The sequence below is a fragment of the Actinopolyspora sabaoui genome (assembly GCF_051225635.1).
Classification (GTDB): domain Bacteria; phylum Actinomycetota; class Actinomycetes; order Mycobacteriales; family Pseudonocardiaceae; genus Actinopolyspora.
In genome coordinates this window covers 81408-94577 of the sequence record NZ_JBMIHH010000014.1, presented here as the reverse complement: position 1 = coordinate 94577, position 13170 = coordinate 81408, and the positions used below count along the sequence as shown (strand labels likewise).

The following is a 13170-nucleotide window of genomic DNA, read 5'->3' as shown; positions in this document are numbered from 1 at the left end:
GGCCGGACGGACGCCCCACTCCCGGATCCCGGGCGGAATCCGGCCCTCTCGGAAAGGTTATTCGACTTGGCGACCGACCCAGAGCTACGAACGTATCTGAAGCGGGCGACCGCGGAGCTGAAGGAGACCAAGCGCCGACTCGCCGACGAGCTGTACCGCAACAACGAGCCGATCGCGATCGTGTCGATGGCCGGACGTTACCCGGGGGGAGCCGACACGCCCGAGGCACTCTGGCGGCTGCTCGACGAGGGGCGGGACGGTATCGGCGACTTCCCGGACCGTCCGGAGTGGAACGTCGAGGACGTCTACGATCCCGATCCGGACGCGCCGGGGTGCTCGACGGCGAAGGAAGGCGGTTTCCTGCACGAGGCGGGCCTGTTCGACCCCGAGTTCTTCGGGATCAGTCCGAAAGAGGCCGAGCGGTTCGACCCGCAGCAGCGCGTCCTCCTCGAGACCTGCTGGGAACTCCTGGAACGCGCCCGCGTGCCGCCCTCCTCCCTGGAGGGCAGCCTCACCGGCGTCTACGCGGGTGTCATGTACAACGACTACCTGTCGCGGCTGGGGCACGACAACACGAACTTCGACGGGCACAACGTCGCGGCGGGCGCGGGCAGCCTCGTCTCCGGACGCATCGCCTACACGCTCGGGCTCCAGGGGCCCGCTGTCTCGGTGGACACCGCCTGCAGCTCCTCACTGGTCACCATCCACACCGCGATGCAGGCGCTGCGGCGTGGTGAGTGCGATCTCGCGCTCGCGGGCGGTGTCACGGTGATGGCCACCCCCTCGATCCTCATCGAGTTCAGCAGGCAGTACGCGGCGGCGCCGGACGGTCGCTGCAAACCGTTCTCCGCCGAGGCGAACGGTGTCGGCTGGGCGGAGGGCTGCGGAATGCTGCTGCTCGAGCGGCTCTCGGACGCGCGGGCCAACGGGCGCGAGGTGCTGGCGGTACTCCGCTCGAGCGCCACCAACCAGGACGGCCGCAGTCAGGGACTGATCGCGCCGAACGGCCCCTCCCAGGAGCGGGTGATGCGGGCCGCGCTGACCGCGGCAGGCCTCGGTCCGGAAGACGTGGACGCGGTGGAGGCGCACGGCACCGGCACGACGCTGGGTGATCCGATGGAGGCCAACGCCGTACTGGCGACCTACGGCGCAGCGCGTGGCCCGGACGCACCGCTGTACCTGGGCTCGGTCAAGTCCAACTTCGGCCACACCCAGGCGGCAGCGGGCGCGGCCGGGGTGATGAAGATGGTGCTCGCGCTCCGAAACGAGCGGTTACCCCGATCGCTGTACGCCGAGAATCCCTCGAGCGGTGTCGACTGGTCGTCGGGGCGGGTCCGGCTGCTCGCGGAAGTCGTGCCCTGGCCGCGCCGGGAGGAGCACGTCCGCCGTGCGGGCGTGAGTTCGTTCGGTATCTCCGGGACCAACGCCCACCTCGTTGTCGAGGAGGCACCGCCACCCCCCGAACCGGATGAGGACGGCGTCGACCGGACCTCGGGCTCGGAACTCGACACCGCGCCCCGAGCACTTCCGACCCCGCTGCCGCTGGTCCTGTCCGGACGCGGTGCGGGGGCGCTCCGCGCCAACGCCGCACGTCTCGCCGACAGCATCGCCCCACGCCTCGCCGACGCGGAACCCGACGAAGCCACCACCGCGCTCCGGGACGTGGCCTGGAGCCTGGTCACGACGCGCGATGCGCACCGGGAGCGGCTCGCGCTGCCCGTGAGCGGTGCGGACGCCGTCGACGCCCTCCGGTCGGTCGCCGAGGGCACGATGCCCTCCGGCGCGGTCCGGGCGAGCGGGGAGCGGTCACAGGTGGTGCTCGTCTTCCCCGGGCAAGGCAGCCAGTATCCCGGAATGTGCCGCGAGTTGCTCGCCGACCGCGTGTTTTGCCAGGCGCTCGACGAGTGCGATCGGGCGCTTCGTCCCCACACCGACTTCTCGGTGGTCGAGCTGCTCGAGGCCGACGACGAGGCACAACGCGAGGCGATGGAGCGGGTGACGGTGGTGCAGCCGCTGCTGTTCGCCGTGGCGGTCGCGATCGCACGTCTCTGGCAGAGCCGGGGCGTCCAGCCGTCCGGAGTGCTCGGTCACAGCCAGGGGGAGGTCGCGGCGGCGGTCGTCGCGGGAAGCCTGAGCCTGGCGGACGCGGCGCGCGTCGTCGCGGTGCGCAGCCGCCTCGTCGAAGGGCTGGACGGGGACGGTGGAATGGCCGGTGTCGGCTTGCCGGTTGAGGAGGTGGAGCGACGGCTCGCCGGGCGCCACGGTCTCTCGGTCGCCACGGTCAACACCACCGGGTCCACGGGAGTGGCGGGCGATCGGGACGAGCTCGAACGCTTCATGTCCGAACTGGACGCCGAGGGGGTGTTCTGCCGCCGCATCGCGGTCGACTACGCTTCCCACTCACCGCAGGTCGATCCGATCCTGGACCCGATCCGTCGGGAGCTGGCCGCACTGGCCCCTGGTACGGGAGAGATCCCGATCTACTCGACGGTGCGCGGTGAGCGGCTCTCCGGTGCGGAGCTGAACGGTGCGTACTGGGCCGACAACCTGCGGCAGCCGGTGCGCCTGGACCGTGCCCTGGCCGCACTGGCCCCCGGCGGCCGGACCGTGTTCCTGGAGATCAGCGCGCACCCGCTGCTGGCGGCACCGCTGCGAGGGGACGGCCACGAGGCGGTCGTGGGGTCCCTGGTCCGCGACGAGGACCCCCGGGCGCGGTTGCGGATCGCCGCGGCGGAACTGTTCGCCCACGGCATCGCGGTGGACTGGGACACGGTCTGGGACGGCTCCCGGGCGCGTGCCGTCGAGCTGCCGACCTACGCGTTCCAGCGGGAGCACTACTGGTTGGACGTCCCGGCCACCTCGTGGGGTGACACGCGGGCCCTCGGTCTCGAAGCGGGTGACCACCCGATCGCGGTGGCCCGCACGGAACTGCCGGACGGCGGCGTGCTGTTCTCCGGCGGCTTCGATCCCGCCACGCATCCCTGGCTGTTCGACCAACGTGTCCACGAGACACCGCTCGTGCCCGCGGCCGTGGTGGCCGAACTGGTGCTGCACGCCGCCGTCGAACTGGGAACCGGCGGCCTCACATCGCTGACCGCCGATTCCTGGTGGCCGCTCGACGACCGGCGTGGGTGGCTCGTCCAGCTCACGGTGAGTCCCGGCGAGGAGCACGGGCAGCGTTCGTTCGTGGTGCGCGGCAGGCCCCGCGACGCGGGTGAGGACGAACCGTGGTGCACGCACGCGAGCGGAACACTGCTCGGGGAGGACTCTCCCGAGCAGGAGCTCGACGCGCTCGGTGAGTGGTCCCCGGCGGGAGCCGAACCGGCAGCGGGGGACACCGGCGAGCTGTTGGCGGGTCGCGGTATCGACATCGGACCGACCCTTCCCCCGGTGGATACGGTTCGGAACCGAGGGGAGACGTGGTTCGTCGAGGCCGTGCTGCCCGCGGACCTGGCCACGGACGTCGATTCGAACGGTACCGCGTCCTTCCGGTTGCATCCCGCGCTGCTGGAGACCGTGCTGCGGACCGTGGTCGCCCACGCCATCGACACCGAGGGGCCACTGCTGCCCGCCGAGTGGCGGGATGTTCGGTTGCACGCGTTCGCCGCGACGGCGGTCCGGGCGCGCATCACCCACCTCGGCGACGCGGAGTTCCGGATCGAGCTGTTCGACCCGAGCGGCTCGCCGGTGGCCACGATCGACCGCTGTTCCTTCCGGCCCGTGGCGGCCGAGGACCTGCCGCGCGCACCACGGCGGTCGGCGGATTCGCTCCACCGCGTGGAGGCCCGGCCGGTCCCGGCACGCCAGGCCCCGGAGGAGCCGAACCCGGTGCGTGTCGTGCGTTTCCCGGAGTTCGATCCCACCTCCGAGGGGATCCGGGAGGCGACTCGCCTGGGACTCGCCCGGCTGCGGGACTCGCTCGCCGCCGAACCCCCGGAAGGTGAACGTGTCGTGTGGGTGCTGCGCGGCGCGGTCGCCGCGGGCGATGACGATCACCCTCCGAATCCCGCCACGGCGGCCCTGTGGGGACTCGGCCGGTCGTTCTCGGCCGAACACCCCGAGCACGGCCTCGTGCTCCTGGACACCGACACCGAACGGGACGAGGCGGACCTCGCGGCGCTCGTGCGGCGGGCACCGGAGGAGGAGCACCAACTCGTGGAGCGCGACGGGGCTCTCACGGTGCTCCGCCTGGTCCGCGCCCCGGTCTCCGAGAGTCCCGCCGAGGACCCCGCCGCCGAGGACCCCGCCGAGGGAGCCTCGCTCGCCTCGGGGACGGTGCTGGTCACCGGCGGAACCGGCGGGCTCGCCCGGTTCACCTGCCACCATCTCGTGGCCCGGCACGGCGTGCGACACCTGATGCTGCTGTCCCGGTCAGGGAAGCGGGCAGCCGGTGCCGACGCGCTGGTGCGGGAGCTCGAAGCGGCCGGTGCGGCGACGGTCACCGTCACGGCCTGCGACGTCGGCGATCGGGCGCGCCTGGCGGAAGCGCTCGGTGACATCCCGCCGGAGCGGCCGTTGACGGGCGTGTTCCACACCGCGGGCGTCCTCGACGACGGCTTGATCGGTGATCTCACGCCGGAACGCGTCGACACCGTGCTGCGACCGAAGGTGGACGGGGCGCTGCACCTGCACGAGCTGACCGAGCACACCGAGCTGTCCGCTTTCGTACTGTTCTCCTCGGTGGCGGGCACCATCGGTGGCCCCGGCCAGGCCAACTACGCGGCGGCGAACGCGGCTCTCGACGCCTTGGCCGAACGCCGCGCGCACCGGGGACTTCCCGCGCTCAGCCTCGCGTGGGGCGTTTGGGCGGAGGCGGGCCTGGCGACCGAACTGGACGAACAGCTCCGGAAACGACTCGACCGCACCGGCATGCTGCCGATCGACCGCGAGTCCGGTACGGCGCTGCTGGATGCCGCACTGCGCGGCTCGACCACCGTGGTCGCGCCCGCTCCGATCGACAGGCCACTGCTGCGACGGCGCGTCTCCACCAGGCCGGAGACCGTGCCCGTCATGCTCAGGTCCCTGGTCCGCGGACCGCTCCGGCGGGCCGCGGCCGGGGGCGGCACCGGATCCGAACTGGCCACCCGGCTCGAACGGCTCCCGGAGGCGGAGCGAGCCCCCGCGCTGCTCGAGGCGGTGCGCAGCGAGCTCGCCGTCGTACTGGGACTGTCGGGCTCCTCGGCGGTTCCGCCGGATCGTCCGGTCCGTGAGCTCGGCCTCGACTCGCTGATGGCCGTGGAATCCCGCAACCGGCTGGCGGCACTGGTCGGCGTGCCGCTCTCGGCGAACCTCCTGTTCGACCATCCCACGCCGGAGGAACTCGCCGGTGTACTCGGGGAGAAGCTCGGCTGGGGAACCGGTGCCACGCGGCGGAACGTGAGCGACGAGGAGTCCCGCATCCGGGATCTCCTCGCCACGATACCGCTCGCACGGCTGCGGGAGACCGGTCTGCTCACCCCGCTACTGGAGGTCGCCGAAGGCGTCGGCACCGAAAACGCCGGGGAAACCACCGAGGCCGGGGAGATCGACTCGATGAACGTGGACGATCTCCTTCGCCTCGTCGACGAGGGACAGGGCGAATAGCCGGGCGACGACCGACAAGCCCACGCGCGACGCCGAGAGGTACTCATGCCCGACCAGGAAAAGCTCACCGAAGCCCTTCGAGCCTCGCTGAAGAAGTCCGAGCGGCTGCAGCAGGAAAAACGAGCACTCGTCGCCTCGATGCGCGAACCGATCGCGATCGTGTCGATGGCGTGCCGCTATCCGGGCGACACGAACACCCCGGAGGACTTCTGGGAGCTCCTCGCCGAGGGCAGGGACGCGATCACGCCGTTCCCGGACCGACCCGGCTTCGACCGGGACCGCCTCTACGATCCGGACCCGGACGTGCCGGGTAAGTCCTACGGGTACGAAGGGGGTTTCCTGCACGAGGCCGGTGAGTTCGACCCCGCCTTCTTCGGGATCAGCCCACGGGAGGCGCGGCACATCGATCCGCAGCAGCGGCTCCTCCTCGAGACCTCGTGGGAGACCTTCGAACGTGCCGGAATCCGCCCCTCCTCGCTGGCCCGCAGCACGACCGGTGTCTACACCGGTCTCTTCCCGAACTTCTACGCCACCGGCGACCTCGAAGAACTGGACGGGCACGCCACCGCCGGCTCGCTGCCGAGCGCCGCTTCCGGGCGGATCTCCTACACCCTCGGCCTGGAAGGCCCGGCCGTGTCGGTCGACACCGCCTGCAGCTCCTGCCTGACCGCGCTCCACCTCGCGATGCAGGGACTGCGCCGCGGCGATTGCGACCTCGCGCTCGCCGGTGGGGTGACGGTGATGACCAGCCCGGCCGGTTTCGTCGAGTTCAGCAGACAACGGGGCATGGCCCCCGACGGTCGCTGCAAGGCCTTCTCCGAGCACGCCGACGGCATGGGCTTCGGCGAGGGGTGCGGCATGCTGCTGCTCGAACGCCTCTCCGACGCCCAGCGGCGGGGGCACGAGGTGCTTGCCGTGCTGCGGGCGAGCGCGGTCAACCAGGACGGCCGCAGCCAGGGGCTCACCGCCCCGAACGGTCCCTCGCAGGAGCGGGTGATCCGAGCCGCTCTCGAATCGGCCGAGCTCGCTCCCGCCGATGTGGACGCGGTGGAGGCGCACGGGACCGGCACCACGCTCGGCGATCCCATCGAGGCCAATGCCCTGCTGTCGACCTACGGCGCGGACCGTGCCGGGCGGGAGCCGCTGCGGCTCGGCTCGGTCAAGTCCAACATCGCCCACGGGCAGGCAGCCGCGGGCGCGGCGGGCGTGATGAAGATGGTGCTCGCACTGCGCAACGAGCTGTTGCCGCGCTCGCTGCACGCCGAGGAGCCGAGCCACCACATCGACTGGTCCACCGGGGACATCGAGCTGCTCACCGAATCCACCCCGTGGCCCGAGCGCGAGGGGCACGTGCGACGCGCGGGCGTGAGCTCCTTCGGCCTGTCCGGGACCAATGCGCACGTCATCGTCGAGGAAGCGCCCGCGAAGTCCGAGACCGAGCCCTCCGTCGACCGCTTCGCCGCGGCGGGCGACACCCCGGCTTCCTCGACCGTTCCGCTCGTGCTGTCGGGGCACTCCGAGGACGCGGTGCGCGCGAACGCGGCGAGGCTGGCCGAGCATCTCGAGGACCGAGCCGACGACCAGCGGGTATCCCTTGTGGACACCGCCTACAGCCTGGCCGCCACCCGCGACGCGTTCCGGCACCGCCTCGTCGTCCCGGCGACCGAGAGGGCGGAGGCGATCGAGCGGTTGCGTGCGTGCGCGGCGGGTTCGCGGCCGACTGGAACAGTGCTGGCGACCGCGAAGCGGACCCAACCGGTCTTCGTCCTCCCCGGACAGGGCAGCCAGCACCCCGGTATGTGCCGCTCACTGCTCGGGGAAGCGGTTTTCCGCGAGGCGCTGGTGGAGTGCGACGAAGCACTTCGTGGGCGCGTCGGGTTCTCCGTGGTCGAACTCCTGGAGTCCGACGACGAACAGCAGCGCGAGGCGATGGCGCGGGTGGACGTGGCGCAGCCGCTGCTGTTCGCGGTCTCGGTCGCCCTGGGCAGGCTCTGGGAGTCGTGGGGAGTGTCCCCGGCCGCTGTCATCGGGCACAGCCAGGGGGAGGTGGGTGCCGCCGTGATCGCCGGTGCGCTCAGCCTCGACGAGGGGGCCCGCGTGGTCGCGGTGCGCAGTCGGCTGATCCGGGGGCTCGACGGTGACGGCGCGATGGGCAGCGTCGGACTGCCGGTCGACGAGGTCGAGCGACGTCTCGCCGAGCGGGACCGGGGGCTGTCGGTGGCGGTGGTCAACACCGCCGAGTCCACAGTGGTCGCGGGAGACCCGACCGCGCTCGACGCGCTGCTCGGCGATCTGGAGGCCGATGGGGTGTTCTGCCGCCGCATCGCGGTGGACTACGCCTCGCACTCGCCGCAGGTGGACCCGATCCTCGACGCGATCGCAACCGAGCTCTCGGACCTGACGCCGCGCGAGGGCCGCGTGCCGATCTGCTCCACGGTACGCGGTGAACGACTCGACGGGAGCGAACTGGACGGTGGTTACTGGGCCGACAACCTGCGCCTGCCGGTGCGGCTGGACCTGGCGCTGGAGGCACTCGACCCCGGTGACGAGACGGCGTTCCTCGAGTTGAGCGCGCATCCGCTGCTCGTAGCCGCCCTGACCGGCAGCGGCCACGAGGCGGTGGTGGGTTCGCTGCACCGCGACGCCGACGCCGCGAGTCGCGTGCGTGTCGCGGCGGCGGAACTCTTCGCGCACGGGATCACCGTCGATCGGGAAGCCGTCCATTTCGGACTGGGTGCGCAACCGGTCGCACTTCCCACCTACGCGTTCCAGCGGCAGCACTACTGGCTCGAATCGGACCGCACCTCGCCCCACGACCTCACCGAGCTGGGGCTGGACACCTCGGAGCACGCGCTTCTCGGTGGACGAACCGACCGGCCCGACGGCGGTGTGGTGTTCACCGGCCTGGTCGCACCGACGGGCCGCTGGTCGGTGGCGTGCGATGTTCACGACACGAGGATGGTTCCCGCCGCCGCGCTGCTCGACGCGGTGCTGCACGCGCTCTCGACCGTCTCGGCTGCGGACATGATGGGGGTGCGGGAGGCCACGTCGCGGACGCCCCTGGCGGTCGAGGGCGTCGCGAGGCGATTGCAGCTCTCGCTCGAACCGGAACACGACGGCGGAACACGGGCCTTCACGCTGCACAGCCGGGCAGCGGAGGAAGCCGGTACGTGGACGTGCCATCTCGTCGGAACGCTGGCCGCGATCCCGGCGGAGGAGACGACCGCAGCCCAGCAGTGGCCACCGCGAGACGCGACCGAACTCGACCTGGACGAGCTGTCCGAGACGCTCGTGGCACGCGGATGGCACCCGGAGACCGCCACACGCGGTCTCCGGCGGGTCTCGCGGCACGAAGACACCCTGTTCGTGGAAGCCTCGTTACCGGAAACCGACGAGGGAGACCGCGCGAGTGGTAACGACACCGACGGGAACGCCACCGACGGGGGCGAGGGGTACGGCCTTCACCCCACGCTGCTCGACGCGGCGCTGCGGGCGCTGGAAGGGAACGACCCCTCTCCGGAGGGGGACCTCCACCTACCGGTGGAGTGGCGCGCCGTCCGGCTGCACGCGGTCGGGGCGAGGTCGGTGCGCGCCCGAATCACCGGTCTCGGTGGCCCGGAGGCCCGCATCGAGCTGTTCGACCCGACCGGTGCCCCTGTGGCCACGGTCGGTGCCCTCGCTCGACGTCCCGTGACCGCCGCGGAGATCCGCGCCACCGTCGGAGGTGAGCGACCACAGCTCTACCGGGTCGACATGCGGCCGGTGCGTTCTCGCGCCGCGACCCCGACGACGTTCCGCGAGGTGGACCCGCACACCCCCGACTTCGCCACGCTCGCGGTCGAGGTGCGCGAGGAGAATCCGGTTCTCCTCGTCCGCTGGCCGCAACCGGAACCGACTGCCTCCACCGTCCGGGAGCTCACGCATCGCGGGTTGAGCTTGCTGCGCGGCCTGCTCGAGACCGAGGGACTCGAACACGCGCGTATCGTCTGGCTCACGAGGCAAGCCTGGTGTGCCGACCACGACGACGCGCCGGCCAACCCGGCATCCGCCGCGCTCTGGGGCCTCGGGCGTTCCCTGCACACCGAGCACCCGGACCGTGATCTCGTGCTCGTCGACATCGAGGAGTCCCACGCCGACGACGAGTCCTTGCACCAGCTGCTGCGTGCTCTCCCGGACGACGAGAACCAGCTCCTGATCCGGGGCGAGACCGTTTCCGCGCCGCGGCTGACACAGGTCGACAGCGGAGCGGAACAGCCAGGGCCCGCGTGGAATCCGGACGGCACGGCCCTGGTCACCGGCGGAACGGGGGCCCTCGCGCGAGTGACCTGTCTGCATCTGGTGCGGCACTTCGGGCTGCGACACCTGCTGCTCCTCTCCCGCTCGGGAGCGACCGCCGACGGTGCCGACGACCTCGTTCGGGAGTTGCGGGAAGCAGGTGCGGAGACCGTCGCGCTGCGCGCCTGCGACGTCTCCGACCGTGCCGAACTCGAAACCGTCCTGGAGGAGATTCCGGAGGAGAACCCGCTTTCCGTGGTGCTGCACACCGCCGCGGTCGTCGACGACGGACTCCTCACCGACCTCACCGCCGAGCAGGTCGAGAAGGTGCTCGCACCGAAGGTGGACGCCGCCTTCCATCTCGACGCGTTGACCCGCGAGGCCAACCTCGACGCGTTCGTGCTGTTTTCCTCGGCGGCGGGAACGTTGGGTGCGATGGGGCAGGCCAACTACGGGGCGGCCAACGCCGCTCTCGACGCGCTCGCGATCCGCAGGCGACAGCAGGGCCTGCCGGGACTCAGCCTCGGCTGGGGGACGTGGGTCGAGGCGGGGATGGTCACCGAGCTCGACGACCTCCTGCGACTTCGGCTGCGCCGCATGGGGCTCTCGCCGATCGACGACGAGCTCGGGGTGCGGCTGTTCGACGACGCGCTGCGCCGCCCGGACGCGTTCCTCGCGCCGGTGCCGCTCGACCGCTCCGCACTCCAGCGGACGGCGAGTGCGCAGCCGGGATCGACGCCGTCGATGCTGCGGGGGCTGGCCCACGTCCCCAAACGTCGTGCCGCCGCAACGGGCGACGCCGACGGAGGTGTGGCGGCGAGACTGCGTCGACTTCCCGCGAGCGAGCGCGAAGCGGCTCTGCTCGAGATCGTGCGGAGCGAGTTCGCCGCCGTCCTCGGCATCGCGGAGCCGTCGGGGATCGCCCCCGAGCGCCCGGTGCAGGAGCTGGGGCTGGACTCGCTGATGGCGGTCGAGCTGCGCAACCGACTCGGATCGCTCGTCGACGCCCGACTGTCCGCTTCGGTGCTGCTGGAACACCCGAGACCTCGCGACCTCGCGCGGTTTCTCGTCGGTGAGCTCGGTGTGGCGACCGAGGAGGACCCCGACCTCGCGGACGCACCCGCTGCGGACCGGGGCGCGCACGGGGCTCCTGCCACGCCGATCGGCGAGTTCGTCGCCGAGCCGTGGCTGTCGATGACCCGCGAACTCTCGTTCGAGCCGCGCCACGCGGCGACCCGCTCCGTCCTGCTCTCGGGGGCGACGGGCTTCCTGGGCGCCCATCTGCTCGACGCGCTGCTCGACGATCAGCGGGTCGAGCGGGTCGTGGCGGTGGTGCGCGCCGGCGACGATCACGAGGCCCGCGAGCGGGTTCACCGCTCACTGCACCAGTGGGGCCTGTCGCACCTGGAAGGAGCCTTCGCGGAGCGGGTGAGCGTTCACGCGGGTGATCTCGGCAAGCACCGGCTCGGCATGGGTGAGGAGAAGTTCCGGCGGGTGGCTCACGAGACCACCGAGGTGCTGGCCAACGGGGCGGCGGTTGACTGGTTCGCCCCCTTCCGCGACCTCGCCAGGGTGAACATCGGCGGGGTACACCAGCTTCTCGAACTCGCGTCTGCGGGGGCTCACCAGCACTTCTCGCTCGTGTCCACCCAGGCTGTGCACGACGTGGTGCCGCCGCTCGACGCGAACTACTGGGACGACGACCGTCCGCTCCAGGGGTACGGAACGAGTAAACGCGCCGCCGAGTACCTGGTCGGGGCGGCGCGGGAGCTGGGGCTGTCGACCTCGGTGTTCCGCCCCGGTGTCGTGATCGCGGGAGCGGAACGCGGAGCCGTGAACAAACGCCAGGGGGAATACCACATCTTCCGGGCCGTCGTGGACTCGCGATCGCTGCCGGACGACGGGCTCGGGACCGGCTCACCCGTCGACTACGTCGCCCACGCGATCGCACGCGGCGCTCTCGATCCCGACGGTCGGGGCGCACACGAGGTCATCCATCCCGAGCCCCCCGCTCCGGAGGAGCTGCTGCGTCTTTTCCGGGAAGCGGGTTGGGAGTGCGACCTGGTTCCCTCGGAGAAGTTCCTGCGGTGGACGTCCGAGGCGATGCGCTCCGGGGACCACTGGCTGCGGCTCGCGCAGGTGCTGCTGGAGGGGCACGGCGGGGCGGTCTCGACGCACGTTCCGTCCTCGATGCCCTCCGATGGGCTGGCGCGGCGCTTCCGTCCGGAGGCGGGGATCCTGCGTACGCTGCACGCCATCGCCCAGGAGGAAGGAGCGGAAGGGGTGACCGAGTAGACGGTTCGGAGAACGGTTCGGGGATTTTTCCGAACCGTCGGTGGGCACGTGCCACGGCTCCGTCCCGTTTCGACGCGCCAGGCGGTTCCGGGCGAGGTGAACCACCCCGTCGCGATGGTCGCCGAGGTGGGGCGGGAGCACGTGGTGCTACGTTGGCAGGTCGGTGAACGCGGGAGGACGGTAGAGCTCCACCGCGTTGTCGTGCAGCACACGCTTCGCCTGTGATTCCTCGAAAGTCTCGCGTACCAGGGTGATGTCACTGTCCCGGAACGGTCGGGGAGCCCGTGTCGATGGCAGGTCGGTGCCGAACATGAGCGCGTTTTCGTTGACATCGACGATCGCGCGCATGGCGGTGGGTACATCACCCGTGAAACGTCCGAACCCGGTGGCTTTCACCCGTGCGCCGCGCTCCACCAGCCGCAGCAAGTGATCCAGTCCCTCGGCGTTGAGACCGAGATGGTCGACGCTGATCGCGGGTAGGGACGCCAGGGTCGGGGCGAGCTCGTGCAGTTCCCGCGCGTCGACGTAGCACTCGACGTGCCAACCAGCTATCTCGTGTACTCGTCGTGCGAGTGCGTCGAGTTGATCGAGTGGAGTTCCGCCGCCACGTCGGGCATTGAACCGCACCGCACGTACTCCGGCATGATGCAGTTCCAGAATCCGTTCGTTCGTCACATCGGCCGGTAGTTGGGTCACACCGACGAAACCAGGCCCCAGACGCGCCAGTGCCTCACACAGGTATTCCTGGTCGAACTCCTGGAACGAACCGGAAACCACCGCGCCGCCCGTGACGTCGAGATGCGCGGTGTGCGTGGTGTACTCGTTGACCGTGAAAGGGGGTGGCACGTACCCCTGGTTGGCGGCGACGGGGAAGCGTGGGTCGATGATGTGGAGATGGCTGTCGAACAGCACTCCGCCTCCCGGATCCTGACAGGGGTCTGCTCCTGCCGCGGTGCTTTCACTGACTGATCGAAGTTTTCCGGCCGGGTTGTCGGGATGCTCGTTCGGCGGAACCTC

2 protein-coding genes and 1 pseudogene are annotated in these 13170 nt (G+C 71.1%); 2 read left to right on the top strand and 1 reads right to left on the bottom strand.

All coding sequences use genetic code 11. The annotated features are described in order from the left end of the window. Nucleotides 1-66: 66 nt before the first annotated feature. Both ACOQFL_RS21680 and ACOQFL_RS21675 read left to right on the top strand, forming a co-directional pair. Nucleotides 67-5583 (top strand): type I polyketide synthase, encoded by a 5517-nt coding sequence (locus ACOQFL_RS21680; RefSeq protein WP_435546047.1) that lies wholly within the window; start codon nt 67-69, stop codon nt 5581-5583. 132 nt (nt 5584-5715) lie between these two features. Next, nucleotides 5716-12153 (top strand): annotated as a pseudogene (locus ACOQFL_RS21675) (SDR family NAD(P)-dependent oxidoreductase); the annotation flags it as partial. A gap of 147 nt (nt 12154-12300) precedes the next feature. Here ACOQFL_RS21675 and ACOQFL_RS21670 read toward each other — a convergent pair. Continuing rightward, nucleotides 12301-13062 carry an amidohydrolase family protein gene (locus tag ACOQFL_RS21670; RefSeq protein ID WP_435546051.1) on the bottom strand — a complete coding sequence of 254 codons (762 nt, stop codon included), beginning with the start codon at nt 13060-13062 and terminating at the stop codon, nt 12301-12303. Nucleotides 13063-13170 lie beyond the last annotated feature (108 nt).